Annotated in this window: 24 protein-coding genes, 1 tRNA gene and 2 pseudogenes; 14 read left to right on the top strand and 13 right to left on the bottom strand. The window is 73.0% G+C overall.

Annotated elements, in window-relative coordinates; all coding sequences use genetic code 11:
• Positions 1-35: 35 nt before the first annotated feature.
• Positions 36-1,318 (top strand): IS3 family transposase gene (locus tag E9549_RS17140; RefSeq protein ID WP_236827801.1). Its coding sequence is split into 2 segments (ribosomal slippage): positions 36-309 and positions 309-1,318, totalling 1,284 coding nucleotides; the frame shifts between segments, so codons are not numbered across the junction.
• Here E9549_RS17140 and E9549_RS17135 read toward each other — a convergent pair.
• Together E9549_RS17135 and E9549_RS17130 are read right to left on the bottom strand one after the other, a co-directional pair.
• Complete coding sequence (locus E9549_RS17135) at positions 1,293-1,754, bottom strand: hypothetical protein (RefSeq protein ID WP_236827800.1); 462 nt, start codon at positions 1,752-1,754, stop codon at positions 1,293-1,295. The two genes, E9549_RS17140 and E9549_RS17135, sit on opposite strands and share 26 nt — an antisense overlap.
• Positions 1,755-1,912: 158 nt before the next feature.
• Complete coding sequence (locus tag E9549_RS17130; protein WP_236827799.1) at positions 1,913-2,557, bottom strand: class I SAM-dependent methyltransferase; 645 nt, start codon at positions 2,555-2,557, stop codon at positions 1,913-1,915.
• 409 nt (positions 2,558-2,966) lie between these two features.
• Here E9549_RS17130 and E9549_RS17125 point away from each other — a divergent pair, with 409 nt between their 5' ends.
• On the top strand, positions 2,967-3,569 hold the full coding sequence (locus E9549_RS17125; RefSeq protein WP_236827798.1) for a cadmium resistance transporter: 603 nt from the start codon (positions 2,967-2,969) through the stop codon (positions 3,567-3,569).
• Between the two features lie 714 nt (positions 3,570-4,283).
• Here E9549_RS17125 and E9549_RS17120 read toward each other — a convergent pair.
• Positions 4,284-4,859: a C40 family peptidase gene (locus E9549_RS17120; protein ID WP_236827797.1), complete on the bottom strand. Its 576-nt coding sequence runs from the start codon at positions 4,857-4,859 to the stop codon at positions 4,284-4,286.
• A gap of 653 nt (positions 4,860-5,512) precedes the next feature.
• On the opposite strand from E9549_RS17120, the gene E9549_RS24270 reads away from it, so the two are divergent.
• Positions 5,513-6,535: a C40 family peptidase gene (locus tag E9549_RS24270; protein ID WP_236827796.1), complete on the top strand. Its 1,023-nt coding sequence runs from the start codon at positions 5,513-5,515 to the stop codon at positions 6,533-6,535.
• Positions 6,536-6,604: 69 nt separating this feature from the next.
• Positions 6,605-6,940: pseudogene (locus E9549_RS24265) on the top strand (DUF305 domain-containing protein); the annotation flags it as partial.
• A gap of 42 nt (positions 6,941-6,982) precedes the next feature.
• Here the strand turns inward: E9549_RS24265 and E9549_RS17105 are convergent.
• The 3 genes from E9549_RS17105 to E9549_RS17095 all read right to left on the bottom strand — a co-directional run bounded on the left by E9549_RS17105 (position 6,983) and on the right by E9549_RS17095 (position 10,503).
• The gene (locus tag E9549_RS17105) at positions 6,983-7,654 is read right to left on the bottom strand and encodes a hypothetical protein (protein ID WP_236827802.1); all 672 of its coding nucleotides are present in this window, start codon (positions 7,652-7,654) and stop codon (positions 6,983-6,985) included.
• A gap of 186 nt (positions 7,655-7,840) precedes the next feature.
• Entirely contained in the window at positions 7,841-8,626 is a 786-nt protein-coding gene (locus E9549_RS17100) for a M23 family metallopeptidase (RefSeq protein WP_236827795.1), read from the bottom strand.
• Between the two features lie 1,232 nt (positions 8,627-9,858).
• On the bottom strand, positions 9,859-10,503 hold the full coding sequence (locus E9549_RS17095; protein ID WP_236827794.1) for a hypothetical protein: 645 nt from the start codon (positions 10,501-10,503) through the stop codon (positions 9,859-9,861).
• Between the two features lie 469 nt (positions 10,504-10,972).
• Here E9549_RS17095 and E9549_RS17090 point away from each other — a divergent pair, with 469 nt between their 5' ends.
• Positions 10,973-12,175: a site-specific integrase gene (locus E9549_RS17090; protein ID WP_236827793.1), complete on the top strand. Its 1,203-nt coding sequence runs from the start codon at positions 10,973-10,975 to the stop codon at positions 12,173-12,175.
• Positions 12,176-12,276: 101 nt separating this feature from the next.
• Here E9549_RS17090 and E9549_RS17085 read toward each other — a convergent pair.
• Positions 12,277-12,361 (bottom strand) — tRNA-Leu (locus E9549_RS17085).
• A gap of 68 nt (positions 12,362-12,429) precedes the next feature.
• The gene (locus E9549_RS17080; RefSeq protein ID WP_236827792.1) at positions 12,430-13,467 is read right to left on the bottom strand and encodes a diguanylate cyclase; all 1,038 of its coding nucleotides are present in this window, start codon (positions 13,465-13,467) and stop codon (positions 12,430-12,432) included.
• Positions 13,468-13,554: 87 nt separating this feature from the next.
• Between E9549_RS17080 and E9549_RS17075 the strand changes: the two genes are divergently transcribed.
• Genes E9549_RS17075 through E9549_RS17065 form a run of 3 tightly spaced genes read left to right on the top strand, consistent with a single transcriptional unit; the run spans position 13,555 to position 16,187 of the window.
• Entirely contained in the window at positions 13,555-14,880 is a 1,326-nt protein-coding gene (locus tag E9549_RS17075; RefSeq protein WP_236827791.1) for a M20/M25/M40 family metallo-hydrolase, read from the top strand.
• A gap of 12 nt (positions 14,881-14,892) precedes the next feature.
• Complete coding sequence (locus E9549_RS17070; RefSeq protein ID WP_236827790.1) at positions 14,893-15,702, top strand: SDR family oxidoreductase; 810 nt, start codon at positions 14,893-14,895, stop codon at positions 15,700-15,702.
• Between the two features lie 38 nt (positions 15,703-15,740).
• On the top strand, positions 15,741-16,187 hold the full coding sequence (locus E9549_RS17065) for an SRPBCC domain-containing protein (RefSeq protein ID WP_236827789.1): 447 nt from the start codon (positions 15,741-15,743) through the stop codon (positions 16,185-16,187).
• On the opposite strand, the gene E9549_RS17060 is transcribed toward E9549_RS17065, so the two are convergent.
• Positions 16,188-16,760 (bottom strand): class I SAM-dependent methyltransferase, encoded by a 573-nt coding sequence (locus E9549_RS17060; protein WP_236827788.1) that lies wholly within the window; start codon positions 16,758-16,760, stop codon positions 16,188-16,190.
• A 166-nt stretch (positions 16,761-16,926) separates the two neighbouring features.
• Here E9549_RS17060 and E9549_RS17055 point away from each other — a divergent pair, with 166 nt between their 5' ends.
• On the top strand, positions 16,927-17,838 hold the full coding sequence (locus E9549_RS17055; protein WP_236827787.1) for an NADPH:quinone oxidoreductase family protein: 912 nt from the start codon (positions 16,927-16,929) through the stop codon (positions 17,836-17,838).
• A gap of 80 nt (positions 17,839-17,918) precedes the next feature.
• Complete coding sequence (locus E9549_RS17050; RefSeq protein WP_236827786.1) at positions 17,919-18,761, top strand: pentapeptide repeat-containing protein; 843 nt, start codon at positions 17,919-17,921, stop codon at positions 18,759-18,761.
• On the opposite strand, the gene E9549_RS17045 is transcribed toward E9549_RS17050, so the two are convergent.
• Positions 18,754-18,957 (bottom strand): DUF5703 family protein, encoded by a 204-nt coding sequence (locus E9549_RS17045; RefSeq protein WP_236827785.1) that lies wholly within the window; start codon positions 18,955-18,957, stop codon positions 18,754-18,756. The two genes, E9549_RS17050 and E9549_RS17045, sit on opposite strands and share 8 nt — an antisense overlap.
• A 131-nt stretch (positions 18,958-19,088) precedes the next feature.
• Between E9549_RS17045 and E9549_RS17040 the strand changes: the two genes are divergently transcribed.
• The 3 genes from E9549_RS17040 to E9549_RS17030 all read left to right on the top strand — a co-directional run bounded on the left by E9549_RS17040 (position 19,089) and on the right by E9549_RS17030 (position 20,898).
• A complete protein-coding gene (locus E9549_RS17040) occupies positions 19,089-19,361 on the top strand; it encodes a hypothetical protein (RefSeq protein ID WP_236827784.1) in 273 nt (90 codons plus the stop codon).
• A 275-nt stretch (positions 19,362-19,636) separates the two neighbouring features.
• Positions 19,637-19,990 (top strand): hypothetical protein, encoded by a 354-nt coding sequence (locus E9549_RS17035; RefSeq protein ID WP_236827783.1) that lies wholly within the window; start codon positions 19,637-19,639, stop codon positions 19,988-19,990.
• A gap of 110 nt (positions 19,991-20,100) precedes the next feature.
• Positions 20,101-20,898 (top strand): DUF2470 domain-containing protein, encoded by a 798-nt coding sequence (locus tag E9549_RS17030; RefSeq protein ID WP_236827782.1) that lies wholly within the window; start codon positions 20,101-20,103, stop codon positions 20,896-20,898.
• Here the strand turns inward: E9549_RS17030 and E9549_RS17025 are convergent.
• Positions 20,895-22,865, bottom strand: coding sequence for an AAA family ATPase (locus tag E9549_RS17025; protein ID WP_236827781.1), 1,971 nt, complete (start codon positions 22,863-22,865; stop codon positions 20,895-20,897). The two genes, E9549_RS17030 and E9549_RS17025, sit on opposite strands and share 4 nt — an antisense overlap.
• The gene (locus E9549_RS17020) at positions 22,862-23,842 is read right to left on the bottom strand and encodes an aldo/keto reductase (protein ID WP_236827780.1); all 981 of its coding nucleotides are present in this window, start codon (positions 23,840-23,842) and stop codon (positions 22,862-22,864) included. The genes E9549_RS17025 and E9549_RS17020 overlap by 4 nt, the downstream gene beginning before the upstream one ends.
• Before the next feature lie 161 nt (positions 23,843-24,003).
• Between E9549_RS17020 and E9549_RS17015 the strand changes: the two genes are divergently transcribed.
• Positions 24,004-24,870, top strand: a complete 867-nt coding sequence (locus E9549_RS17015; protein ID WP_236827779.1) for an undecaprenyl-diphosphate phosphatase — start codon at positions 24,004-24,006, stop codon at positions 24,868-24,870.
• 54 nt (positions 24,871-24,924) lie between these two features.
• On the opposite strand, the pseudogene E9549_RS17010 reads toward E9549_RS17015, so the two are convergent.
• Positions 24,925-26,436: pseudogene (locus E9549_RS17010) on the bottom strand (hypothetical protein); the annotation flags it as partial.

Raw genomic sequence — 26,436 nt, 5'->3', positions numbered from 1 at the left:
GTGCCGCCTCCTTGTGAGTCACGGAGGATGGCGTCATGCCGAAGAAGATCGATCCGGCGCTGAGGGAGCGTGCGGTGCGGCTGGTGCGTGAGCACCGGGCCGAGTACTCCTCGACCACGGCCGCGGCGGTGGCCGTGGCCCGCCAGCTGGGGGTGGCCCGGGAGTCGGTGCGCCGCTGGGTGGCCCAGGCCGAGATCGACGACGGTGCCCGGCCGGGGACCACGTCGGAGGAGTCAGCGGAGATCAAGCGACTCAAGGCCGAGAACCGGCGGCTGCGGGAGGACAACGAGATCCTCAAGGCGGCCACGGTTTTCTTCGCCGGGGAACTCGACCCCCGCAACCGCTGATCAGGGCGTTCATCGCCGATCAAGTGGCCCAGGGCCGCCGGGTCGAGTCGATCTGCCGAGTGCTGCGTGAGCAGGGCTGTCAGGTCGCCGCGCGGACCTACCGCGAGTGGAAGTCGCCGTCGCGGCCGGTCGCGGCCCGCACCATCACCGACGCTCAGGTGCTCGACGCGGTGCGCGAGGCCGCCTGGACCGTCGGCGCCGACGGCGTGCGCCGGCTGGCCCCGGAGGGGCTCTACGGGCGGCGGAAGATGACCGCCCACCTGCGCCGCACCGCGCTGCCCCACGCGAGCGCCGGGGCGGTGGACCGGGCGATGCGCGCCCTGGGGCTGTCTGGGGTGCGCCGCGGCAAGGCGGCCCGGACGACGGTGCCGGGCAAGGCCGGCAGACGTGCCGGTGACCTGCTGGACCGCAACTTCACCGCGCCGGCGCCCAACCGCGTGTGGGTGTCGGACTTCACCTACGTGCGCACCTGGGCCGGCTTCACCTACGTCGCCTTCATCGTCGACGTGTACGCGCAGAAGATCGTGGCCTGGCACGCCGCGACGACGAAGACGACCGAGCTGGTGATGACCCCGCTGCGGATGGCGATCTGGCAGCGCGCCCGCGAGCACCGGCCCGTCGAGCCGGGCACGTTGATCAGTCACAGCGACGCCGGCTCGCAGTACACGGCGCTGCGGTTCACCGAGCACCTGGCCCTGGAAGGCATCGCCCCGTCGATCGGGTCGGTCGGGGACGCCTACGACAACGCGCTGATGGAGAGCGTGATCGGCCTGTTCAAGACCGAGTGCATCCGCACCACCGTCTTCCACGCCGGGCCGTACAAGACGGTCTCGGACGTGGAGTACGCCACCGCCGGCTGGGTCGACTGGTGGAACAACCGGCGTCTGCACGGCACCCTCGGGATGATCACCCCGAACGAGGCCGAGCAGGCTCACTACGCTGCCCTCATCCCGCAGGAGCAGCCCGTATGAGAGCGGCACGAAACCTGGGGCGCTTCACTGTTGACCGGGCGGGACGGACCGGTATAGGGAGTCGACCGGCTCGAGGATCGCCCAGTCGCTGTTGACGTGCAGCCAACAGCCAGCTGCTGCGCATGCGCCCGCCCATCGCCGTTGCCACCGCCAGGGCCCACTGGTCGATGATGAACAGGCCCCTGACGCCCGTGGTGCCGGATGTGGTGGTCACGGTGTAGCCGTCCAGGAAGGGGCGCCCGACCAGGGTGGGATCGGCGACGAACGCCTCTACCGCCGCCCGGGTCACCCGCCGGTCGGTGACGGCCTCGTCGAACCGGACCATCAGGTCGCGCTTCCCGGTCACCGGCAGCAGTGAGGGGTCCTCGATCGGATCCGGCAGCCCGGCGTACCGCTGCCGGTAGTAGGGCGACCGGCTCCGGGCGAAGGCGACCATGTCGGCCAGCCGGGCGCTCTGACGGGCCGCGACCGCGGCCGGACCGCCGCGATATGCACGGCGTGCGTCGAGTAGCAGGCGGACCACGTGCGGGTCGGCCGATGCGTCCGGCGCGGAGGCGAATCGCCGGGGGAGTGAAAGCGGTATGGGCGGCCTCCTCAACCGAGCGGAGGAGCCGGCCGGTCACCGACGCCGAGGAGATAGTGGCCGCGGATCCGAGTCAGCCACCGCTGGCCTACGACCAGGCCCTGCCGCTCGAGCTCGGCGATGAACTCTGCGGCGGTGAACCGGTCGTGGGTCGGGTGGTCGAACAACCACCGATACCCCCGGGTGGCCAGCGCATCGGCGGTCACCTCGTCGAAGTAGAAGCGGCCACCCGGCCGCAGCACTCGAGCGACTTCACCTACGGCCGCGCGCCAATCTTCGACGTGGTGCAGGATCCCGAACTCGAACACCGCGTCATAGCTGCTGTCCACCGCCCCCAGCGCCTGCCGCAGGTCGGTCACGTCCCCGGTGACGAGCCGGACCCGGTCGCCATAGCCGGTCAACCGTCGGCGCGCACGTTCGACCATCTGAGGATCGAGATCGACGGCGTCCACGTTGTCGGCACCGAACTGTTCGAGAACCAGTTCGGTGCCGTAGCCGGCGCCGCAGCCCAGTTCCACGACCCGTGCCTTCGGTGGCAGCCTGCCGCCGAGCCGCAGCAACGCCGGGGTCTCGTACCACCGCTGCAGCGCCCGTCGCGGCCCGCTGTTCACGAGTGCGGTCTCTATCCGGTTCATCAGCATGCCGGGGTCACCCATCGCTTGAACGCAGTACTATCGTCCCAGAGCGATGAGTAGCAGGGTGTCTTCCCTCTGTCCAGCCCCTCGCCGACTGGCACGGCGGCCCGGCGCGCCGTCGTCGCCCATGGTGGGTCTGCGGTAGCCCGGTGCCATCCGCGCGCTCCGTGGGCGCATCATCGGCACACTTTGCTAGCATCGTTAAATGGCGATGAACCGGACGGCCTGCGTTACGCATGGCTCGTGCGGACACGCACCTTGTGACGGTTCGAAGCCCGCTTATTCGTCATCACATCCAAGCGATGGCTGACGACTCGGTGCCGCAGCACGGTGGCTCCTCCTCTCCCAGAGGGCCCAGTGGCTGGCCACTTTTCCGGGCGCCAACCTCTCGCCGGCCGACCGATGCCGGTGCTCGACACAGAAGGCAGTGATGGAACTCCTCACCTGGACCCTGCAGGCTCTCGGCCTGTTCTTGGCCACCAACATCGACGACATCATCGTGCTGTCGCTGTTCTACGCCCGGGGCGCCGGCCAGCGCGGCACCACCGCGAAGATCCTCGTCGGCCAGTACCTCGGATTCGGCGCCATCCTGGCCGCGGCGGTGCTCGTCGCCCTGGGCGCACGCACCTTCCTGCCCGAGGAGGCCATCCCGTACTTCGGACTCATCCCGCTGAGCCTCGGCCTGCTCGCGGCCTGGCGGGTCTGGCGCAGTGATGACGACGACGATGACGAGGGCAAGGTCAGCGGCAAGACGCTCAGCGCGCTGACCATCGCCGCCGTCACCCTCGCCAACGGCGGGGACAACATCGGGGTGTACGTGCCGGTCTTCGCCACCGTCGGCACTGCGGGCATCCTCGCCTATTCGGTCGTCTTCCTCGCTCTGGTGGCCGTGTTGGTCGCCGCGGCGCGCTTCGTCGCCACCCGCAAGCCGACCGCGGAAGTGCTGGAGCGTTGGGAGCACGTGCTGTTCCCGATCGTCCTGATCGGGCTGGGCATCGTCATCCTCGTCGAGGGCGGAGCCTTCGGCCTGTAGAACCCGGCGAGCGGAGCCGCATCGCCCCCAATGCCCGATGCGGCTCCGCGCCCGCGTGTCGGCGCTGTCGCCACGCCCGGCGACGAGTCACCAGGGGCTCTGGTGCACCTCAGCCCGTCCCTCTGCCATGCGGCCCGCTCCAAAAAGGGACACTCATGCCCCACGACGTCATCGCCGGCGGTGGAAGCGCCGGTTACGCGAGCGCTCTGCGCTCCGCCCAATCGGCCATGTGCGTCGCCCTCTTCGTAGGCGACAAGCTCGGCGATATCTGTTTGCACCGTGGCTGTATCCACCAAGGCGCTGCTGCGCTCGGCGGGGCGAGCGATACCGTGCGGGGCAGCTCCGCGGTGGGTGTGCTGAACGGCTTGGACAGCATCGACATGTCTGCCCTGGACGAGTTCGGGGACGGCGTCGTCGGCCGCCTGTACGGACGCCGGAGGTGGCCGGTCCAACGGCGTCGTGCTGGGGGCAAGCGCGCGCCATCCGGCGGTTATTGTCACCCTGGCCGAGATTCCGACGGGCGCAGGCGGAGGCGCCACCAGTCGTGGTCGCCAAGTGCTGACAGCCGGATGCTTGGACGAACCGGAGGCAACGGGCCCCTGACGAAGAGAAGCGCACGTCGAGTCGGCGTTGAACGGCGTGCACCACTGGGGCGGCTCGACACCTGGCTCGGCTCCGGCGAAACAGCCCCTCATTCACTCGCTAGGCGTCTGCCTAGGGGAGTACGCGGCGGATCACGGTGGGGTTGCCCACTGGCTGGATCTTGACGACCTCACCCGGTTGAGGCGCGGCGATCATCTTGCCGTCACCCATGTATATCCCTACGTGGTCGATGCCGGGCCTATCCGGCGAATAGTCGAAGAACAGCAGATCCCCGGGGCGCGCCTCTCCCATCGATGGGACCGCTCGTCCGGCCGTCGCCTGCTGGGAGGAGACCCGTGGGAGTTCTATGCCTTGGCTCTTGTAGACCAACTGGGTGAATCCGGAGCAGTCGAGACCTTTGGCGGGATCGGTGCCGCCCCAGAGATAGGGCACTCCGAGATACTCGCGCGCCTTGGCCACGAGGGCGGACCCGCCGTCCGTTCCGCCGACCGCGAGCGTCGGACTGCTCGCGCCGGCAGACGAGCTCACGGCGTTCGGGGACGGCAGCGGAGCATCCTGGCTCAAGCCGGCGGCGGCGGCGGCAGCGGACGCCCAGTCGCTCGATGTTGCGCGAGGTCGCGTCACCAGCGGCGCAAGCTGCGCCTGGATCTCGGCGATGCGCGACTGCACCTGGGCAAGGCCGTCCATCAGCGGGAGCCCCGCCGCAGCCGGCCGGTGCCGGTGTCAGCGCCGCGGGAGGTGCAGCTGTCGCCGACAGAAGCCTGGCCCATCAGGCTGGGTCGCGTCGAAGTCACGACTAGGAACGGTAGTAACCGTCGATGCGGATCGCCGGGGGGCTCGCCGCAGGGTTATGCGGACCTTCATCCTGAGCCTCCGGGCTCCCTTCCGACCGACTAGCCGCATCAGTCCGTCGCGGCCCGACCGAGCCGGGCCATCGATGTGTCCCGCGGCCAAGATCACCAGCGATCAGACCTCAATGAGGTCTCACACCCGGCGTGACCAGCCCATAGTCTCGATCCGGCGGCTTGAGGTGACATAGCAGCGTCCCGGCCGTCCGCCTTGCCGTGTGGGCAGGCATTCCTCGCTGTGGACGAGGGCGCGCCCCTGGTGAGGGGGCGCCCTCCTGCATAGCCCACTGCTCGACAACCGGTTCCGGGCCCGCGGTCGCACGTACGGGGCGGGTGCACGCTCCTGCGGCGTGTGTGACGCGCGTGATGCCACGGTGCACTGTGCCGAGCGCGCCGTGCCGTACTTCTCGACATCGGCTCCCTACCGTCCGTTGACGACGCGCACGGAACGCGGCCCCTGCCCGGGCCCGGCGCAGCTCACGGAGGCCACCGGTGCAGCTCTCGCGCACGACCACCCCACGCCGTTCGCGGGCGGTCCTCGCGGTCGGAGCGCTCGTGGTCGCCGGCGCCCTGCTGTCACCATCGGTGGCCTCCGCTGAACCCGGGACCGCCGCAGAGGCCATGGAGCAGGTGCGGCAGGCGGCTCAGCAACTCACGTTGGTCGACGCGCAGATCGACGAGGCCGAGGTGATCGTCGCGGGCCATCAGGAGGCGGCGCGCGCTGCCGCCGCCGAGGCAGCCGACGCCCGGCGCAAGCTCGACGCCTACGAGCCGCAGCTGCGCGCCATCGCTCAAAGCGGCTACATCGCCGACAATCAGTCGCGCGTGGCGGCCTTCCTCAGCAGCGAGTCCGCGACCGAGCTCGTCCAGCAGATGGCGACGCTCGACGCGATTGCCGACCACACGAACGCGATCATCGCCGAGGTCGCTCTCCTCCGGGAAGCGGCCGAGCTGGCCGAGGCGGAGGCGGCCCAGGCCGCCGTGACCGCCGAGGCGGCGCTGGCTCAGCTGCAGGCGCAGCAGGCGGAGGTGCAGGCGCGGATCGGGCAGTACGAGTCCGACTTCGCCCGGCTCACCGCGGAGGAGCAGGCCGCGGTCACCACCGCGATCGCCGGTCCCACGCTGGCTGCGCCGAAAGTCGCCGAGCTACCCGTCGTGCCGGGCAGCGCGAGTGCCACCGCCATCGAGACGGCCCTCGCCCAGGTCGGCGATCCCTACGTTTGGGGAGCGTCCGGGCCGGACGGCTTCGACTGTTCCGGCCTGACCTCCTATGCATATGCGGCTGCGGGAGTATCACTGCCGCGCGCCAGCCGGTCGCAGGCGACCGTGGGCCGGGAGGTCTCGCGCGGGGAACTGCAGCCGGGTGACCTGGTGTTCTTCTACGACCCGATCAGTCACGTCGGTCTCTACATCGGCAACGGCCAGATGGTGCACGCCCGGACGTTCGGGCAGCCTGTCGCCGTCACGACCGTCGATCAGGCTGGCTACCGGTTCGGGCGCCGCCTCGTCGGCTGATATCGAGGATGTGAGGCGAGCGCGGCGGCTGCCGTTGCCGCCCCTTCGGGGGAGCTGGCCGATACGGCGATGCGGGCGATGACGTGCATATCGGTCGGCAAGAAGGCAGCTGGTGGGTGGGGGCCCGATCCACGCCGTCGGAGTGTCCGTCAGGCGGAGGTGCAGTGCCCGGAAGACCAGCAGCCTTCCGCATCCGGCCAGCGGCGCAACATGATGCGCCACCATCAGGGCGCCAAGGACATGGCCGAGTACGCGGCCGCCAACGCCGCACAACCCGCGCTCACGGCGCCGGCTCGGACCATGGCCGAGACCCAGACGGCAGAGGTCGAGACGATGACCGACATGCTCGCCGCACGGGGCGGCACCCCCCCTGCCGGCGCGGTGACTTCCGCCGTGGACGGCGGCGCGGGTGGTGGATTCCATGTCGTGGTCACGGCTGGAGGGGCGTCAGGCAAGGACGCCGGTGAACCACAGCGCCCAGGTCAGCACGCCCACGGCGAGCAGTGCGTTGGTGGCGCGGCCGCGCCAGGTCTGCGCCAGGAGAGCGGTGAGGGCGGCGAGGGTGAGCAGCTCGGCCGCGACCGTCGCCGTGCCCAGCGCCCCCGGACCGTGCCCGGCATCCACCGGTTCTCCGGCCATGGCGACGGGACCGTCGGAGCGAACCACCCCGGTGGAGAGGTCGACCCCGGTTGCAGGGTCGACCCCCGAGAACCCGGGCGCGGTTCCGCCGTGCCCCGAGGACGACGAGGAGTGCCCACCGGCCCCTGACCCGTCGGTCACGGCGAAGGCGTCGAGCAGATCGGTCGTGTAGGAGACCAGATAGAGGCCCAGCAGCGCCACGGTTCCCAGCAGGCCGAGGATCACCAGACGATGGTCCGGCGGCGACCCGGCCCAGCTGCGCACCACCAGCCACGCCGCGAGGCCGAGCTGGGCAGCGGCGGTCAGCAGGAAGAAGCCGACCGCGAGCTCGCCGGCCGGCACGTGGTCGACCGCCGCGGCGATGTGCAGGGCGCCGGCCATGGCGAGGCCGAGGGCCGCAGCAGACAGCCAGCGTCGTAGGGTGCGGCCAGGGCGGGTCCTGTAGTTCCGAGCGGCGGGCTCCTCGGTCAGCGTGGTCATCTTGGGCCTCCTCGCTGCCCCGCAAGCAGTGACAACCTGGAGCCTTGCCGAGTCCTCTCCCAGCTACCAGTCGCATCCAGGGGAGGAGGCGTCCCCGAAATGAGGGGGTTCGAGGGCGACTATCGGTCATTCGCCATCAGCGGTGCTCCGTCGGAGCGAGGCGATGGTAATCCATCGAGTCCCGGGTCAGCAGCCGCTGATGCTGACGCCGCGGGCCCGGAGCCACGGCACCGGGTCCACGGCCCCGCTGTACATGGCGCCGTTCGGGTGCACCTCGAAGTGCAGGTGCGGGCCGGTCGACTGGCCGCGGTTGCCGACCTCGGCGATCTGCTGACCGGCGACCACGCGTTCCCCGGCGTTGACGAAGTAGCGGTTGATGTGTCCGTAGACGGTGACCGCGCCGTCGTCGCCGAGGATGTAGACGGCCAGCCCGAATCCCGTCGCCGTTCCGGCGCGCTTGACCACGCCGGAGGTGGCCGCGTAGATCGGGGTGCCGATGGGGGCGGCGATGTCCAACCCGTAGGTCATCGTCCCCCACCGCGGACCGAAGCAGCTGCTGACCCGTCCGGACGTGGGCTTGACGTAGTTCGACGATCCGGTAGCGACAGCACCCTCCCGGGAGGAGTCGGCGGAGCCGGTGCCGGCGGCCGCGGCGCGGGCCGCAGCGGCCTCAGCGGCCGCCTCTTGCGCAGCCCGGGAGGCGGCCGCGGCGGCGGCGGCCTCCTCGGCAGCCTTCTGCTCCTGCCACTGCTGGTAGGCGTCGCGCGCCCCTTGAAGCTCGAGGACGCGGATCTGGGCGGCCTGCAGCTGCTGCTCATAGCCGGTCTTCTCGGCGGTGACCTGGGTGTAGGCGGCCTGCTGAGCGGCCACCTGGGCATCGGAGGCGGCCTTGGCCGCCTCGGCCTCGGTCTCCGCGGCGGCCATGGCGTCCCGGGCGGCTCGGGCCGCGGAGTCGGCGTTGGCCTGCTGCACCCGGGCGATCTCGAGCTGGTGGAGGACGTCGACCTGGGTGTCCCCGACGTAGTCCAGCAGCGCCGCCGGATGAGCTCACCGGGACCGGCGGAGTCCAGCGGCGCCGCGGTGGTGGTCAAGGTGCTTCCGGTCATGTAGCTGTCCCGGGCGAACGTCCCGAGGCGGGCCACGGACGCGTCGATGGCGTCCGAGGCGATTTGCAGTTGGGCGGCGGTCTGGTCGGCGGTCGCCTGAGCTTGTTGGAAGGCCTCCTCGGCGGCGAGGTAGGCCGCGGTGGCCGCCTCGGCCTGCACAGTGACGCGCTCCAGTTCGGACTGGGCGGCGGCCACCAGCGCGGCGATCCGGCCGACCTCGGCGGCGGCGGCGACCTGCGCGGACTGCGCGGCGCCGATCTGCGTGTCGCTCGGGTTCGGGGGCGGTGGCGGGACTGCCACGGCCGGAGCTGTGCTGCCGAGCGGGATTGCACCGCTCAGCGCGCCGACGAACACGGTCCGTAGCCCACCGGCACGCCGAGACGTCGGACGCACAGATTCGGAGCGCGGTGCGCCCCATGGGCGGCGCGCGCTTCGCGGTGTGGTGGACCGGCGTGAGCCCGGACGGCTCGACAGCATGTCGCTCCCTGGGGAAGAGGGTGCGGCGTGGAAGAGCTGACGCAGCGTCCCAGCGTGACCGTCAGTAACAAAGGCAACACGCGGAGCGACTGACACGCTCAGATGGATGGTTCGGCTTCTGCGCCTTTTGCTTCCGTTGTCGTCGGATGTCGAGACAACCTTGAGTGCCCGCAGGAATCGCCCCGTCGGACGGCGCACCTCCCGGCCCGTCAGGTCGGCGGCTCCGGCGGGCACTGCGCGGCCCAGGAGGCGCGGTGAGGACGACAGTTGTCCAGTGGACGCGTCCGGCGATCTCCGCGCCCCCAGGGTGAGGCAGAACCGTAGGCTGCGGTCGCCCCAGGACAGGCAGTGGCCCTGGACCGGACCGATCGGTGGCTCAAGTCCGACGGTGCCGGTGGGCAGTGCCGCTGCCGCCCCGGCGAGGGGATCCGGCCCTCACACTCCAGGCAGAACCAGTTTCGCTAGTTCGAGGGGCAAGCACGTCAGCGAGCTTGGCCGCACTGCCGGCGGGAGGCTTCGCGTACCCATTGAGGCGAGCAGTGACGAACTGTAATCCCCTGGCCCGTTGCCGCTTTCGGAGCTACATCGGTAGTCGTTGGGCGGCCTGAGACGACCTGGTGTTCAGTCGGTCACGTTCTCCAGGGCCAGGAGGTCGTCGATCGTCTGTCGTCGTCGGATGAGTCGTACAGCATCTCCATCGAGGAGGACCTCAGGTGCGAGTGGCCGTGAGTTGTAGTTCGACGACATGCTGGCCGCGTACGCCCCGGCGTTCATGAAGACGACGAGGTCGCCGACTACGACGGCCGGCAGTGGTGCGTGCTGAACGTCGCCGTCCGGACTCTGGGTGAAGACGTCTCCTGATTCACACAGGGGCCCGGCCAGCACTGTGGCCGACACTTCCGCGTCACGCCTGTCTCCCTCGCGGGTGATGACCTCGGTGCCGTGACTGCTGCCATACAGGGCAGGCCGGATGGGACCGTTGAAGCCAGCGTCCACCAGGACGAATCGGTTCGAGCCCATCCGCGTGAACGCACGGACCTCGGCGACGAGCACTCCGGAGTTTGCGACGAGGAAGCGCCCCGATTCAATCTCCAGTCGCACGTGGTGGCCCAGGTGAGCGGCTAGTTCATCGCGTGCGTCGTCCCAGAGCCAGAAATACCGGTCCGTGTCCACAATCGGATCGGCGGCTGTCTCCCTGACGGTGAGGCCACCTCTCGCGGAGATGGCGCGGACGTCGTGGTGGATCCTCTTGGCGTCTCGGACCATCGATCCGCACACCGCTCGAGGTTTCCGTAGTCCACTCCTGAACCGATGTGCATGTGCAGCCCGATCAGGTCGAGACCGTGACGATCGACAGACTTAACCACGTGGGTCAGGTCCCGGCGAGGCCCCGGTCAAGAGAAGGCCAGCGAGCATGCGGCGTGCCGTTGAGCGACAAGACGTCGCTGTCGGTCGGGACAGACTTCGTCGGCGCGCGAACTACCCCATGGAGGCCCTACCGGAGAATATCGGGAGGAATTCGGTAGGCCGCTCGTGAAGGGTTTCGCGGGTACTGGCGCTCGGCCGCGCGGTTGGGTTGCTGACCGTGGTCCACAGCGTCGAGTCGCGTCCACAGATGCAAGCCGGCGCCGGCTGTCGGGCTGCCCCTGGTTGTTCCGTAGTCGTAGGCAGTGGCTGCCTATAGAAGTCATCCGGCTGGCAGCGAGTGCGCGAGGTCGAACGATGGAGGTCTGTGATGGCGAAGCCACGGAGACGGCAGGCGGGCGAGGGCGGGATCAGCGAATACATGACCAAAGCTGGCCCACGCTTCCTGATCAAGTTCACGGCCCAGCGGGCCGACGGGACAAAGCGCGTCGTCCTCAAGCGCGGCTTCAAGACCAGGAGAGATGCCGCTGCGGCTCTGCGCGCGGAAGTCCGCAAGACCGAAGTAGGGGAGTGGGTCGAGCCGTCGAAGCACCGTCTCGACGCCTACCTGGCCGAGTGGGTTCAGGCCCAGCGGCTCAGCCCTTCAACCCTGGCCTCGTATCGGAAAAACATCCGGCTGCACATCGATCCGTACCTGGGTTCGCAGCCGGTCGCCCGTCTCACCGGTCCAGGGGTGGACGCCTGGATGCGCAGGCTGGAGGAGTCTGGCCGGGCCGACGGCCAGGGCGGCCTCTCCGCCCGGACGGTGCGTTACGTCTACACCATCCTGCGGTCGGCGCTGGGCGACGCGGTCAAACAGGGGCGGCTCTCGGTCAATCCGACCGATCGGTCAACACCGCCGAGCCCGTCGGAGGCCCGTCCACCGGAGATGCAGGCGTGGACGGCGGCCGAGCTCGGCCGGTTCCTTGGCTGGGCGGAGGCCCGCGACCGGGACCTCGCAATGGGGTGGCGGCTGCTCGCGGCGACCGGGATGCGCCGTGGAGAGGCACTGGCCCTGCGCTGGCGCGACGTCGACCTGGACGCCGGTCGGCTCGCGGTGCGTCGCAGCATCGGCGTGGTGAAGACCAAAGGTGCCGGTGAACGCCTGGTCGAGGGCCCGACCAAGACGGGTCGGGCACGCGTCGTCGATCTGGACGCGGGCACGGTGGCCGCGCTCCGTGCCTACCGCGCAGCTCGCGGACTGCTGGCACTCGACCTCGTGCGTGACTCGGCGCTCGTGCTCAGCAACCTGGACGGCAGCCATCGGCACCCCGAGCGGTTCTCCCGCCGATTCGCCGGCCAAGTTGTCCAAGCGCGGAAGGCGCTGGGGGTGGAGCGGCTGCCGGCAATTCGGCTGCACGACCTCCGCCACACGCACGCCACGCTGCTGCTGGCCGACGGCGTGCCGGTGAAGGTCGTCTCGGAACGCCTGGGCCACGCCAGCGCCACCATCACGCTCACCGTCTACCAGCACGTGCACCCCGGCATGGGCCGTCAGGCGGCCGACCGCTTCGCCGCGCTGCTCGAGGGCTGATCCGGGTCGCGAAGTATCACGCGGGTATCACGAAGGCCTCGGAGCCTCCGAAATCGAAACACCCCGGGCTCCTGACCTGCAGGAACACCGGGGTGAGGCTGTGTCCGAGGGGGGACTTGAACCCCCACGCCCGATAAAGGGCACTAGCACCTCAAGCTAGCGCGTCTGCCATTCCGCCACCCGGACGAGTGCGTGGAGAAGACTACCTGACCGCCGGGCGCCGATCACGCACCCCCCGGCGGCGTCGTGGCGGGTCAGCCGGCGGCCAGCGCCACCCGGCCGCGGCCGTCCCGCTTGGCGTCGTAGAGGGCGGCGTCGGCCGACGTGTACAGCCCCCGCCGGTCGCGCGAGTGCCGCGGGAGGTGGGCCACGCCCAGGCTGATCGACAGCGAGAGCAACGAGCCGTCGGGCAGCGCGAAGGGCTCCGCGCGCACCGCATCCAGCAGCTCCGCGGCACGCCGGGCGGCGACCTCCCGGGCGCACCCGGGCAGCAGCACGGCGAGTTCGTCGCCGCCCAGCCGCGAGAGCACCGCGTCCGCGCTGCGGATGCGGCCGCGCAGCACCCCGGCCAGGTGCACCAGCACGTCGTCGCCGACCGGGTGCCCGTAGGTGTCGTTGATCGTCTTGAACGAGTCGACGTCGATGAGCACCAGCGCCGTGCCGCCGGGCACCGGGCGGTCCAGCGCCCGCTCCAGCGCCTCGTCGAACGCCCGCCGCGTGGCCAGCCCGGTGAGCGAGTCCACGGTGAGCTGCCGCTGCAGCGCCGCCACCAGCCGCTCCTGGGTGCGGCCGGCGCGCACCAGCAGCGCGGCGATCACCGCGAGCAGGGAGCCGAAGAAGAGGAAGTCCGCCAGCGCCAGCGGCGCGGGCAGCAGCACCAGCAGGGTGACCAGGTCCGCGGCCAGCGCGCTCGCCGTCACGAGCACCACCGCGGGCGTCCGCAGGTGCACGGCGCTCCAGAGCACGGGGAACGCGTAGAACGCCTGGGCTCCGGCCGAGACGTCCGAGGTCAGCAGGTTCAGCGTCCCGGTGAGCACCACGGCGCCCAGGCCGAGCACCAGACCCATGTGCCACCGGTCCAGCACGACGGGGTCCACCAGCCGGCACACCGCCGAGGCGCCGACGAGGGCGGCGATCCCGACCCAGTGCGCGAGCGACGCCGCGGTCCCGCCGTCGGACTCGTAGAAGACGGGCAGGACCAGCAGGATCACCGCGCTGACGGCCAGCAGGGCGGTGGCGTGCCGGGCAGCGGCACGGGGCTCACGGGCGCCGAAGGCGCGCAACGACCTCACGCACAGGGTGATCGGCCGGAGGTTCCGGACGCCCGAGTACCCGATCACCCACCCGGGTGAACCGGCCGGGGTGGCACGATCGCGCCCATGGCCGACACCCCCGCCCCGCTCGCCGGCGCCCAGGACGAGGTCGCCGGGCTGCTCTCCGAGCTGATCCGCATCGACACGACCAACACCGGCAGCACGGCGACCAGCGCGGGGGAGCGGAAGGCCGCGGAGTGGGTCGCCGGCAAGCTCGACGAGGTCGGGATCAGCAGCGTCATCCACGAGTCCGAGCCGGGCCGGGCCAGCCTGGTCGCCCGCATCCCGGGCACCGACCCCGGCCGCCCCGCGCTGCTGGTGCACGGCCACCTCGACGTCGTCCCCGCCGACCCCGCCGAGTGGAGCGTGCACCCGTTCTCCGGCGAGGAGCGCGACGGCTACATCTGGGGCCGCGGGGCGGTCGACATGAAGGACATGGACGCCATGGTGCTGGCGCTCGTGCGCGACTGGGCCCGCACCGGCGTGCAGCCGCCCCGCGACATCGTGCTGGCCTTCGTCGCCGACGAGGAGGCCGGCGGCAAGCTCGGCGCCCACTTCCTGGTCGACGAGCACCCCGACCTGCTCGAGGGCTGCACGGAGGCGATCAGCGAGGTCGGCGGCTTCAGCATCACCGTCCGCGACGACCTGCGCCTCTACCTCGTCCAGACCGCCGAGAAGGGCCTGGCCTGGATGCGGCTCACGGCGGGCGGGAAGCCCGGGCACGGCTCGATGCTGCACGAGGACAACGCCGTCACCCGGCTGTGCGAGGCCGTCGCCCGCATCGGCGGCCACCGCTTCCCCCTCACCCTCACCCCGCCGATGCGCCAGTTCATCGCCGCGGTGGAGGACGCCTACGGCATCGAGGTCGACCTCGCCGAGCCCGAGCTCGCGCTGGCCCGGCTGGGCAGCATCAGCCGGATGATCGGGGCGGCCCTGCGCAACACCGCCAACCCCACGATGCTCGACGCCGGGTACAAGGCCAACGTCATCCCCGGCACCGCGAGCGCCACCGTCGACGGGCGCTTCCTCTACGGCCAGGAGGAGGAGTTCGAGCGGCAGCTCGCCGGCCTGGTCGGGGAGGGCGTGCGGCGCGAGTGGCTGGTGCACGACCAGGCGGTGGAGACGACGTTCGACGGGCCGCTGGTCGACCAGATGGTGGCGGCGCTCAAGGCCGAGGACGACGGTGCCCGCCCGGTGCCGTTCACCATGAGCGGTGGCACCGACGCCAAGAGCTTCCAGCGCCTGGGCATGCGCTGCTTCGGCTTCTCGCCGCTGCGGCTGCCCTCGGACCTGGACTTCGCCTCGCTGTTCCACGGCATCGACGAGCGGGTGCCGGTGGAGTCGCTGCGCTTCGGCGTCCGGGTGCTCGACCGGTTCCTCCGCAACGCGTGATGTGATGCGGGGGTGACCTCCACCACTCCCGCCCCCCGTCCCGGTTCCGTCGCCCTGATCACCGGAGGGACCGGCGGCTTCGGCCGCGCCCTCGCCACCAAGCTGCGCGAGCGCGAGGTCACCGTCGTCCTCGCCGACCTCGACAGCGAGCGCAACCGGCAGGTCGCCGCGGACCTCGGCTGCGAGTTCGCCGTCCTCGACGTCACCGACCGCGCTGCCAACGAGGCGCTGGTCGCCCGCATCGAGGGCGACCACGGCCGCCTCGACGCCGCCTACCTCAACGCCGGGATCTCGGCGGCCAAGAGCGACGACGTGCTCGACCTCGACGAGTTCATGCGGGTGGTCGACATCGACCTGTTCGGCGTCGTCTACGGCGTCGCCGCGGCCCGTCCGGCGATCAAGCGCGCCGGGGGAGGGGCGATCGTCGTCACCGCCTCGCTGGCCGGCCTCTCGCCGATGGCCACCGACCCGGGCTACAGCGTCGCGAAGGGCGGGGCGATCGCCTTCGTCCGCTCGATGGCCCCGCGGCTGGCCGCGGAGGGGACGACCATCTCGGCGATCTGCCCGGGCTTCGCCGACACCGCGATCATCGACCGCATCCGCGACCAGTTCACCGCGGCCGGCTTCCCCGTGCTCACCGCCGAGGAGGTCGCCGACGCGATGGTCATGGCCTGGGGGCAGGCCGAGCCGGGTGCGGCGTACGTGATCCAGCCCGGGGTCGGCACGGTGCCCTACAAGTTCAAGGGCGTCCCCAGCGCGAAGACGGCGACCGGCGAGACCGCCGTCGTCCCGGAGGCGCTGCGCCCGCCGTCGATGCGGTAGGACGTCGGGGGCACCCACCGACATCCCGGAGGCATCGGATGCAGCACCCGATCGAGACCGGCATCGACATCGCGGCGCCGCCCGGGACGGTCTGGGCGCACCTGACAGATCTGGCGTCCTACGCCGAGTGGAACCCGTTCATCCCGAGCGCCGCCGGCACCGCCGCGGTGGGGGCTCGGCTGTCGATGCGGTTGCAGCCGCCCGGCGGCCGGGCCCTGCCGATCAGGCCGGAGGTCACCGAGGTGGTCCCGGGCGAGGTGTTCGAGTGGCTGGGGCACCTGGGCGTGCCCGGGCTGTTCGACGGGCGGCACCGCTTCGAGCTGACCGCCGTGCCGTCGGGGACCCGGCTGGTGCAGAGCGAGTCCTTCAGCGGCCTGCTGGTGCGGCCGCTGAAGGGCTTCCTCGACGGCGCCACGCTCGCCGGGTTCAGGGAGATGGACGCCGCCCTGGCCCGCCGGTCGGAGCGGACCGAGCCCGCCCCCTGATCAGCCCTCGACCGGCTCGGTGCAGGCGAGCAGGAACGCCGGCGGGACGTTCCACGGGGTGACCCGCCACTGCACCGACGCGAACCGCTTGCGCAGCTCGGGCAGCAGCAGCGGCGAGTACTGGATGACGACGGTGGTCCCACCGGGGGCCACCGCGCCGGGGAGCACGTCGAGGATCCGCCGCCTCAGGCCCGGCTCGAGCGAGGTGTAGGGGAGCGCCGAGACGACGACGTCGGCGCGCGCGTCGCCCAGGTGGGCGGCGAGGTTCTCCGCCGAGTCGCAGACCACCTGGACCCGCGGGTCGTCGAACCGCTCGTCGAGCAGCTTCGCCAGCCGCGGGTCGATCTCCATGGTGATCAGCCGTGCGCCGGGGCGCAGGCGGGCCAGGATCTCCTGCGTCTGCGCCCCGGTGCCGGCACCCAGCTCGACGACCAGGTCGGCGGCGGGCACGTCGGCCATGTCCAGCATGTCGCGGACGGCCGCGCGCGAGGTCGGCAGCACCGCGCCCACCTGCCTCGGGTGGGCCAGGAACGCACCCAGGAAGCGCAGCCGGTCGGTCACGCGCTCGATCATCGGTTCCCCCTCCCGGGGCCACCAGGAGGGCGACCACCGCTGCGCACCCTGGCACGGCGGACCGCCCGGGGCCAAGCCGCCCCCGTGACGACGGTCACCGGGCATCTGGCAAGGTCGGGCCATGCGTGCATGGCGGGTACACGAACTCGGCGATCCCTCCAAGGTCATGAGCCTCGACGAGGTGGACCGGCCGACACCGGGCGAGGGCCAGGTGCTGGTGAAGGTCCGGGCCGCGGCCCTCAACTTCCCCGACGTGCTCATGGCCATGGGCATGTACCAGGAGAAGCCGCCGCTGCCCTACACACCCGGCGTCGAGCTGTGCGGCGAGATCGTGGAGACCGGCCAGCGGGTGATCGGCTCGCCGGCCGGGGGCCCGGGCGCCTTCGCCGAGTACGCGCTCATGGATGCCGCGGCCGCCTTCCCGGTGCCCGACGAGATGACCGACGAGAAGGCCGCGTCCCTCTACCTCACCTACCAGACCGGCTACGTCGGCCTGCACCGCCGGGCGCACCTGCAGGCGGGGGAGACCCTGCTGGTCCACGCCGGCGCCGGGGGCGTCGGCACCGCGGCGATCCAGCTCGGCAAGGCCGCCGGGGCCACCGTCATCGCCACCGCCGGTGGGGCCCGGAAGACCGAGGTCTGCAAGCAGCTCGGTGCCGACCACGTCATCGACTACACGACCGAGGACTTCGTGCCGATCGTCAAGGAGGTCACCGGCGGCCGGGGTGCCGACGTCGTCTACGACCCGGTCGGCGGCGACGTCTTCGACAAGTCCCGCAAGTGCATCGCCTTCGAGGGGCGCATCGTCGTCGTCGGGTTCACCAGCGGCCGCATCCCCGAGGCCCCGGCCAACCACCTGCTGGTCAAGAACTACAGCGTCGTCGGGCTGCACTGGGGGCTGTACCGCAAGCACGACCCGTCGGTCTTCACCGAGACCCACGAGCAGCTGGTCCGGCTGGTGCAGGAGGGCACGGTCGACCCGCTGGTCGGCGAGGTGCTGCCGCTGGACCAGGCGCCGCAGGCGCTGCTGAAGCTCGCCTCCCGCGACACCGTCGGGAAGGTCGTGCTCGTCCCGTAGGCGGTCGGTGCGTGTGCGCCGGCCCGGTTCTCGTCGGGAGGACCAGGCGTGGGCGCACACGCTCTAGGCTCGACGGCGTCATGCCCCGTCGATCGCTCCCGCTCGCCGACGACCGCGCGCGCCTGCGGGCGGACTGCTCGCGCTGCGCCGGCCTGTGCTGCGTCGCCCCCGCGTTCGCCGCCTCCGCCGACTTCGCGGTCGACAAGCCGGCCGGGACGCCCTGCGTCCACCTGGCGGACGACTTCCGCTGCGGCATCCACGACCGGCTGCGCGAGCGGGGCTTCCCCGGCTGCACCGTCTTCGACTGCTTCGGCGCCGGTCAGCGGATCACCCAGGAGACCTTCGGCGGGCGGAGCTGGCGGGAGGACCCCGGGCTGGCCCGGGCGCAGTTCGCCGTCCTGCCGGTGGTGCGGCAGCTGCACGAGATGCTCTGGCACCTCACCGAGGCCGCGGAGCTACCGGCCGCGGCAGCGCTGGCCGGCGCGGCGGGGCAGCTGCGCGCGGAGGTCGAGCGCGCCGCGTCAGGGGACGCCGACGAGCTCGCCGCGCTCGACCTGGTCGCCCTGCGCGGGCGGGTCGGGGAGCTGCTCGGCCGGGTCAGCACGCTGGCGCGGGGCGGCAGCCGCGCCCGGGACCGCCGCGGGGCCGACCTGGTGGGCCGCGACCTGCGGCGCACGGACCTCCGCGGGGCCGGGCTGCGCGGCGCCTACCTGATCGGGGCGGATCTCCGCGGCGTCGACCTCGGGACGGCGGACCTGCTGGGCGCCGACCTGCGCGGCGCCGACCTGCGCGGCGCGGACCTGGGCCGGTGCCTGTTCCTCACCCAGCCGCAGGTGTCGGCCGCGCGGGGCGACGGCGGCACGCGGCTGCCCGCGGCGGTGCGCCGACCGGCTCACTGGGCGGCGCGGGTGCCGCCTAGGTGACCGGCTTGGGCAGGTAGGAGAGCCGCGCCCGGCGGCGCAGGATGACCTTGCGGGTCCCGTCGGCGTGCAGCTGGAGGCGGGCGAGCTCCCAGCCGCCGACGTCGGACTGCAGGCTGAGCATCGTGGCCGCTGCGGACCGGGAGGTACCCGGCGGGATCCGCAGCGGCGCGAACTCGTAGTCCCCGGCGGTGTCCATCGGCCCGATTGTGCCTGCCGTTCGCGCGACGGGCACGTGTCCGTCACCTCCCTCACACCGCCCCGGCCTGCCGGGACGGCGCCCGGGCGGCACGATGGGTCCGGAACGCACCCGCTTCTCAGGAGGACGACGTGACCGAGCCCGGTTTCCCGACCGACGTGCCCGACGCCGACCGCGCGGAGCAGGAGGCGTACCTCGAGCCGCCTGCCCCCACCCGCGCCGCGGAGGCGAGCTCCCCCTCCGGCGACGTCCCGGAGGCCGACGCGCTGGAGCAGCAGCTCGCCGCCCGCCCGGGGGAGGCCGGTGCCCCGCGCGGCCCCCTCGGCACGCGCGAGGCCGACGACGCCGACGTCCTGGAGCAGGACGCCGACGTGCCCCTGGACGACGAGGACCAGATCGGCTGAGGCACCCTCCCGCCCCTCGCGCCGCCGGCCCGCGCCCTGCCCGACGGCGCCCGCCGACCCCGTGGGCGAGCCGGCCGCCCGCCGGCCGGGGGCATGGGTAGCGCTCTGCCCACTCCGGAGGGGCAGAGCGCTACCGGCCGCGGGTCAGCACCCGTCGGTGAGGGCGCCGACCCGCAACCGCTCGTTCGCACCCGACGGGTGACATCCGCCGCTCCGACCTGCCGCGCCGGGCACCGGCCACCAGAGTGGGCGGCGGAACGCGGGGAGGAGCACCCATGACGACGGGCAGCGAGGGGCGCACGGCGCACGCCGCCGAGGTGCGTGCGGCCGAGGCCGGTGCGGGCGAGGGACCCGAGGCCGAGGTGCGCGCCGCCGCCGAGCGGTGGGCCCGGGCGGCCGGGCTGCCCGTCTCCGTGCTGGACGAGCCGGCGCGCCCCTCCACGGTCGCCCGCCTCCTCCGCGGGTTGCTGCTCGGGGCGGTCGCCGGGGGCGTGCTGGTGCTCTCGCCTGCGCAGGGCCTGGACGCCGCGCTGTGGGCCGTGCTCGCGCTGCTCGTCGGCCTCCTGGTGGGACGCATCGCGCGTGACCGCCGCCGCCCGGTGGCCGGGGCGGTGCCCCCGCGCCCCTGAGCGCGCGCGGCCGTGCCATTAGTGCACAAAGCGCTGCTCGGGGAGTCAGGCTGGCTGGCCCGACACACCGTTCTTTGGTTAGGCTGCCCTAACTCACCGAGGAGGGGTTCATGCCCAGCAGCCCGACCCACCCCGCAGCCGAGCGCCGCCCGGCGGACACCGGCATGCGGCCGGAGCCGGCCGAGCGCGCCCGCACCGTCGCCACCCGGACCGCGGCGACGATCTGCGCGCCCGGTGTCGAGGGTGGCCGGGTCCTGGCGCACACCGTCACCCGCGCCGGGCAGGTGCTGCTCGTCGTGCCGGCGGACGGGGACATCGCGGCAGCCGTCGAGCAGGCCCCCGACCAGGACCTCTCCGCGCTGCTGCTCGTCAGCGACCACGCGCCGGTGCCGCTGCACCGGCCGCTCCGGGCGCAGCTGTGGCTCTCCGGCTGGGCCACGCCCGTCCGCCCCCAGGACCAGCGCGGCGCACTGCTCGCCTTCGCCGAGACCCGCCCCGCGGAGGTGCTCCTCGACGTCGGCCGCTCCGCGCGGCTGCTCCGGCTCGACCTCGCCGAGGTGGTCCTCGGCGAGGGTGGGGAGGGCGTCGACGTCAGCCCGCAGGACTTCGCCGAGGCCCGCCCCGACCCGCTGGCCGGGGTCGAGGCCGACCACCTGCGCCACCTCGCCGGCAGCCACGCCGACGTCCTCGAGCTGCTGGCCGCACGCGTCCCCGCCGAGGTGGTCGGTCCGGCCGGCGTCGTGCGCCCGCTCGGGCTGGACCGCTTCGGCTTCCGCCTGCGCGTCGAGCGGCCGCTCGGGCACACCGACGTCCGCGTGCCCTTCGCCCGGCCGCTCACCTGCGCCGGGCAGCTCGGGGCCGCCGTCGGGCAGCTCCTCCGCGCCTCGCGTGAGGCCCGGCGGAGCTAGCCGGCTCCCTCGCGCAGCAGCTCGGCCAGCCGCGTGCGCCGCGGCCGGACGTCGACGTCGCGCACCGCCCGGGCCAGGGCCGCCCCGCTGGCGTGGACGACCGACAGGTGCTTCTGCGCCCGCGTGAGCGCGGTGTAGACCAGGGGGCGGGAGAGCATGCCGCCCGCCTCGGGCGGGAGCACCACGACGACGCCGGGCCACTCCGACCCCTGCGCGCGGTGCACCGTGATCGCCCACCCGTGGCGCAGGTCGAACAGCGCCTGCCCGTTCACCGTCACCGGGCCGGAGCTGAAGTCGACGGTCAGCGAGCCGTCGCCGGTGCCGGTGACCACGCCGACCTCGCCGTTGGCGAAGCCCACGGGGTCGAGGTCCATGTGGTTGGCGGTGGCCACCACGCGGTCGCCCGGGTCGAACCCGAACACCGCGCCCTCGCCCGGGTTCAGCTGCGCCTTGAGCGCCCTGTTCAGCTCGATCGTGCCCGCCGGCCCGCGGTGCACCGGGGTCACGACCTGCACCGCGCCGGGGTCGATGCCGAGCGCCCGCGGGATCGAGTCGGTGACCAGCTGCACCACCCGGCGGGCGGCCTCGGCGCTGCCGGTGGCGGGGACGACGACCACCTCGCGGTCGGGGGAGTCCACCGGGGGCAGCTCGCCCCCGCGGACGGCCGACGCCAGCCGGGCGATCGCCCCGCCCTCCGCCTGCCGGTAGAGGGTGGTCAGCTCGGTCACCGGGACCGCCCCCGAGTCGATGAGGTCGCCCAGCACGTGCCCGGGGCCGATCGAGGGCAGCTGCGCCGGGTCACCGACCAGCAGCAGGTGCGTGCCGTCGGGGCAGGCCTCCAGCAGGGCGGCGGTGAGCTCGACGTCGAGCATGGAGGCCTCGTCGACGACGACGACGTCGGCGTCCAGCGGCCACTCCTCGTTGCGGGAGAAGCCGCCCGAGGCGCCCTGCGCGCCGAGCAGCCGGTGCACGGTGACCGCCGGGTGGTCGGTGAGCTCCTCCAGCCGCTTGGCCGCCCGGCCGGTGGGGGCGGCCAGCGCCACGTCGGTGCCCTTGGTCCGCAGCAGCTGCACGATCGCGGCGACGGTGCGGCTCTTGCCGGTGCCCGGGCCCCCGGTGAGCAGGCTGACCCCCGCCGAGAGCACCTGGGCCACGGCCTTCTTCTGCGCCTCGTCCAGCCCCTTGGCCACCGAGCGCACCGAGGCGGGGTCGGCGATCCGCTCCGCGGCGGCGGCCAGCCGGGCCACGTTCTCGGCGACCGCCTCCTCGGCCATGCCGTACCGGGCCAGGGAGAGGCTCCGCAGCGCGGGGTCGGGTTCGGGGAGCTCTGCGTCGTCATCCCCACCCGCCCGGTCCTCGTGGAACTCCGGCTCGGGCGGCTCGTGGTCGAGCACCTCGCCGGAGTCGACGGCGGCCACGATCGCGGCCGCGGGGTCGGCGATGCCCTCGGCCTGCAGCGCCGCGACGACCAGGTCGACGGGCAGCACGGTGTGCCCGTCGCGGGTCGCGGTGCGCAGCGTGAGCCCGACGATCGCCCGCCCGCGCCGGGCGTCCTGCCGGTCGGCACCCTTCAGGACGGCGATCGCCAGCCGGTCGGCGTCGGTGAGCGTCACCCCGGAGAGCCCCAGCAGCGCCCACGGGTCGTCCCGCAGCCGGCGGGCGGCGTCGGGCCCCAGCGCATCGGCGACGCCGGCGGCGAGCTTGGCGGGCAGCCCCGCGCCCACCAGGAGCTCGACCACCTCGTAGGTGGGCGCGGCGGCCAGGAAGCTGGAGAACAGCCGCTCGGCGCGCTGCCGGCCCACCCGGGGCAGCTTCAGCAGCCGGTCGGCGGTGACGTCGTCCGGGGTGGTGATGCCGGCGGCCGGCAGCTCGGCGGCGGCGCGCTTGCCGAGCCCCGGCCACAGCCCGGCGGTGCAGAAGGCGGCGAAGACCAGGTCCGGGCCGGGGCTCGTCGGGTCGGCGCTCACCGGTCCGACCGGCGATCGGGGTAGCTGAAGTGCGGGGCGGAGACGTCCTCCAGCGCCGTGCGGATCGCCGCGGGCAGGCGGACGCTCTCGGCGTCGAGGCTGGCCTGCAGCTGCTGGGCGGTGCGGGCGCCCACCACCGGAGCGGCGACGCCCGGCCGGTCGCGCACCCAGGCCAGCGCCACCGCGAGCGGTGTCGTGTCCAGCCCCTGGGCCGCGGTGATCACCGCCTCGACGATGCGGTCGGAGGTGGCCGAGCGGAGACCGTCGATGAAGCCCTGCCACTGCGCCGAGGCCCCGCGGGACTCCGAGGGCGTGCTGTGCCGGTACTTGCCGGTGAGCAGCCCGCGGCCCAGCGGTGACCACGCGAGCACGCCCAGCCCCAGCGCCTCCGCGGCGGGCACGACCTCGCGCTCGACGCCGCGCTGCAGCAGCGAGTACTCGACCTGGGTGCTCACCAGCGGGGTCCGGCCCGGCCACGCCTTCTGCCAGGTGGCGGCCTGGGCGGTCTGCCAGCCGGTGAAGTTGCTGACGCCGACGTAGCGGGCCCGGCCCGAGGAGACGGCGAGGTCGCAGGCGGCCAGCGTCTCCTCCAGCGGCGTCGTCTCGTCCCAGGCGTGCAGCTGCCAGAGGTCGACGTAGTCCAGGCCCAGCCGCTCCAGCGACGCGTCCAGCGCCGAGACGAGGTGGCCGCGGGAGGCGCCCCGCCCCATCGGGCCGGGCCCGGTGCGCCCGACGGCCTTGGTCGCGACGAGCACCTGCGAGCGGGGGACGACGTCGGCCAGCAGGTGGCCCAGGGTGCGCTCGCTCTCGCCGTGGCAGTAGACGTCGGCGGTGTCGACGAGCGTGCCGCCGGCGTCGACGAACGCCGTCAGCTGCATGGCGGCCTCGTCCTCGTCGGTGTCACCGCCCCAGGTCATCGTGCCCAGCGCGAGCCGGGACACGACCAGCCCGCTGCGCCCCAGCGCCCGTTGCTCCACGACCGGCCAACCTACCGCCGCCGACCGCCCGCCACCCGGGACCACCGGCGGCTGCGGGGCGGCGCGCCGGGCGTCCGGGGCCGACGCCCTAGGGTGGGCACCCGTGCCCGAACGCTCCCGCTCCCGTCCGGCTGCCCGCGTCCTGACCGGGGGGTGCTGAGGTGGGCTGGCTCGAAGCCGTCGTCCTGGGCGTCGTGCAGGGGCTGACCGAGTTCCTGCCCATCTCCTCGAGCGCCCACCTGCGCGTCGTGGGGGAGGCGTTCGGGTGGGAGGACCCCGGCGCCGCGTTCACCGCGATCACCCAGATCGGCACCGAGGCCGCGGTGCTCCTGTACTTCCGCAAGGACATCTGGCGGATCGTCACCGCCTGGGTGGCCTCGCTCGGCGGGCGCCGGAAGGGTGACCCCGACGCGCGCATGGGCTGGCTGATCATCGTCGGGAGCATCCCGATCGTCGTCCTCGGCCTGCTGTTCCAGGAGGACATCGAGACGACCCTGCGCGACCTGCGCCTCGTGGCGTTCATGCTGATCGGCTTCGCGCTGGTCCTGTGGTGGGCCGACCGGGTGGGGGCCAAGAAGCGGGAGCTCGCCGACCTCACGGTGCCCCACGGCATCACCTACGGCTTCGCGCAGGCGATGGCGCTCATCCCCGGCGTCTCCCGGTCCGGCGGCACGATCACCGCCGGCCTGTTCCTCGGCTACTCCCGCTCGGCGGCGGCGCGCTACTCGTTCCTGCTCGCCATCCCGGCAGTGCTCGGCTCGGGGTTCTTCCAGGCGTACGAGGCCCTCAGCGGGGACGTGGCCGGTCCGGGCATCAGCTGGGGGCCGACGATCCTGGCCACGGTCATCGCGTTCGGCGTCGGCCTGACCGTGATCGCCTGGCTGCTGCGCTACCTGGACCGGGGCAGCTTCCTGCCGTTCGTCGTCTACCGCATCGTGCTCGGGCTGCTGATCCTGGCGCTGGTCCTGGCCGGCGTCCTGGACCCGGTGACCCCCGCCGAGGTCGCGCCCACGCCGATCCCGCGCTGACCGCAGCGGCGCCCCGGAGCCGGTCGGGCCCCGGGGCGCCGCGGGTCGTGCGGCTCAGCCCTCCGGGGTGGCGTCGAGGTCCAGCGTCCCGATCATCGCGTCGAGCACCTCGACGTTGCGCGGGTGGTCGAACCGGGGCAAGCCCACGGTGTCGGCGACGAGCGTCTGCGGGCCGTCCTCGCCCTCCTCGAGGGCGATGGCGTACCGCGTCGACGGCGTGCCCTCGGGCCAGAACGTCTCCCCGGTGGCGGTCCGCTCGATCCGGACGGCGTCCCGGCCGTCCACGGTGAGCTCACGGCGGTCCTGCTCCCCGGGCTGCTCCTGGACCGCCCGGTCGAAGGCCACCGGCTCGACGGAGAAGGCGATGGCCGCCACGCGGACGTCGGTGGCGTCGGGCACGTCGAAGTCCCTCGGCGAGAACCGGCTGCAGGCCGGCACGGTCTCGCCGGCGTTGACCGACCAGTCCGCGGGGTGGTCGACCGCGAACCCGGCCGGGCTGGTGCACCGCTCGCCCAGCGGCACGCCGTCGGGCTGCCGGTCGAGGACGTCGACGACGATCCGCTGCGGGTCGGACAGCCGGGCGACGGCGAACGGCCGGCGCTCGTCCAGCCCGGCGTAGAAGGAGTACCGCCCCTCGAAGAGGGTGTCGGCGACCAGCGCCTGCAGCGTGCTGGTGCCGGCGATCTCCAGCCGCTCCCGGGCCTCCCACGGCTCGACACCCTCCGGGGCGTCGGGCGGGAGCAGCAGGCCGGACAGCGTGATGCCCAGCGTGGCGTCGCCGGGGACCTCCAGCGGCTCGCCGGAGCCCGCGCTGCGCGGGTCCTCGGTGTAGCCGATCTCGTAACCGGCCTCGCCGTCACCGGCGAGCTCGAACACGATCCGGTCGAAGCCGTCGTGGGCACCCAGCCGGACGTCGGTCAGCACCACCGGTGAGCCGCTGGCGTCGACGTCGACGTCGGTGGTGCCGCCCTCGCCGACCGGCTGGAGGCTGCCGCTGCCGTCGGGCTGGTGCAGGACGTCGACGACGAGCCGCGCCGGGTCGGTGAGGGTGGTCACCCCGAAGGGCACCCGCTCCTCGAGCCCGATCGTCCAGGCCAGCATCGCCTCGAAGTCACCGGTCCGGACCGCCTCGGTGATCACCTGGCCGCCGGGAGCGGTGAGCTGGTCGCGGCCGGTGTAGGTCCGGCGCGGCTGCTCGCCGGACAGGTCGACGCCGCTGGCCGGGCTGACCCGCACCTCGAGGAAGGCCGAGCCGGCCACGCCGACCTCCCGGCCGGATCCGTCCTCGGTGATCGGGGGCTCGACGTAGCCGACCCGGTAACCGGGCACGTCGTCGCCCTCGAACTCGAGGACGAACCGGTCGAAGTCCTCGTGCCCGGCGGCGCGCACGTCGGTCAGGTAGGCCGGGGAGCCCCCGCCGGGGAAGTCGCCCTCCTCCACGGTTCCCGTACCGGGGTCACCGACCGGTGGGAGCGGCGAACCGGCCGCCTGCGGCGTGCCGGGGGGATCGGGCAGGGCGGTCGGTGACCCCGGTACGGGAACCGTGGAGGAGGGCGACTTCCCCGG

Source organism: Blastococcus sp. MG754426, assembly GCF_021699055.1.
In the GTDB taxonomy this organism is placed as follows: domain Bacteria; phylum Actinomycetota; class Actinomycetes; order Mycobacteriales; family Geodermatophilaceae; genus Blastococcus.
The sequence above is the reverse complement of the archived record's forward strand: the minus strand, read 5'-3'. Positions and strand labels throughout refer to the sequence as shown.

Excerpts from the sequence above, each read along its gene's own strand:
- E9549_RS17135 (WP_236827800.1), bottom strand. The coding sequence starts at position 1,754 with ATGGTCGCCTTCGCCCGGAGCCGGTCGCCCTACTACCGGCAGCGGTAC.
- E9549_RS17130 (WP_236827799.1), bottom strand. The coding sequence starts at position 2,557 with ATGGGTGACCCCGGCATGCTGATGAACCGGATAGAGACCGCACTCGTG.
- E9549_RS17125 (WP_236827798.1), top strand. The coding sequence starts at position 2,967 with ATGGAACTCCTCACCTGGACCCTGCAGGCTCTCGGCCTGTTCTTGGCC.
- E9549_RS17120 (WP_236827797.1), bottom strand. The coding sequence starts at position 4,859 with ATGGACGGCCTTGCCCAGGTGCAGTCGCGCATCGCCGAGATCCAGGCG.
- E9549_RS17105 (WP_236827802.1), bottom strand. The coding sequence starts at position 7,654 with ATGACCACGCTGACCGAGGAGCCCGCCGCTCGGAACTACAGGACCCGC.
- E9549_RS17095 (WP_236827794.1), bottom strand. The coding sequence starts at position 10,503 with ATGGTCCGAGACGCCAAGAGGATCCACCACGACGTCCGCGCCATCTCC.
- E9549_RS17090 (WP_236827793.1), top strand. The coding sequence starts at position 10,973 with ATGGCGAAGCCACGGAGACGGCAGGCGGGCGAGGGCGGGATCAGCGAA.
- E9549_RS17075 (WP_236827791.1), top strand. The coding sequence starts at position 13,555 with ATGGCCGACACCCCCGCCCCGCTCGCCGGCGCCCAGGACGAGGTCGCC.
- E9549_RS17065 (WP_236827789.1), top strand. The coding sequence starts at position 15,741 with ATGCAGCACCCGATCGAGACCGGCATCGACATCGCGGCGCCGCCCGGG.
- E9549_RS17060 (WP_236827788.1), bottom strand. The coding sequence starts at position 16,760 with ATGATCGAGCGCGTGACCGACCGGCTGCGCTTCCTGGGTGCGTTCCTG.
- E9549_RS17055 (WP_236827787.1), top strand. The coding sequence starts at position 16,927 with ATGAGCCTCGACGAGGTGGACCGGCCGACACCGGGCGAGGGCCAGGTG.
- E9549_RS17050 (WP_236827786.1), top strand. The coding sequence starts at position 17,919 with ATGCCCCGTCGATCGCTCCCGCTCGCCGACGACCGCGCGCGCCTGCGG.
- E9549_RS17045 (WP_236827785.1), bottom strand. The coding sequence starts at position 18,957 with ATGGACACCGCCGGGGACTACGAGTTCGCGCCGCTGCGGATCCCGCCG.
- E9549_RS17035 (WP_236827783.1), top strand. The coding sequence starts at position 19,637 with ATGACGACGGGCAGCGAGGGGCGCACGGCGCACGCCGCCGAGGTGCGT.
- E9549_RS17030 (WP_236827782.1), top strand. The coding sequence starts at position 20,101 with ATGCCCAGCAGCCCGACCCACCCCGCAGCCGAGCGCCGCCCGGCGGAC.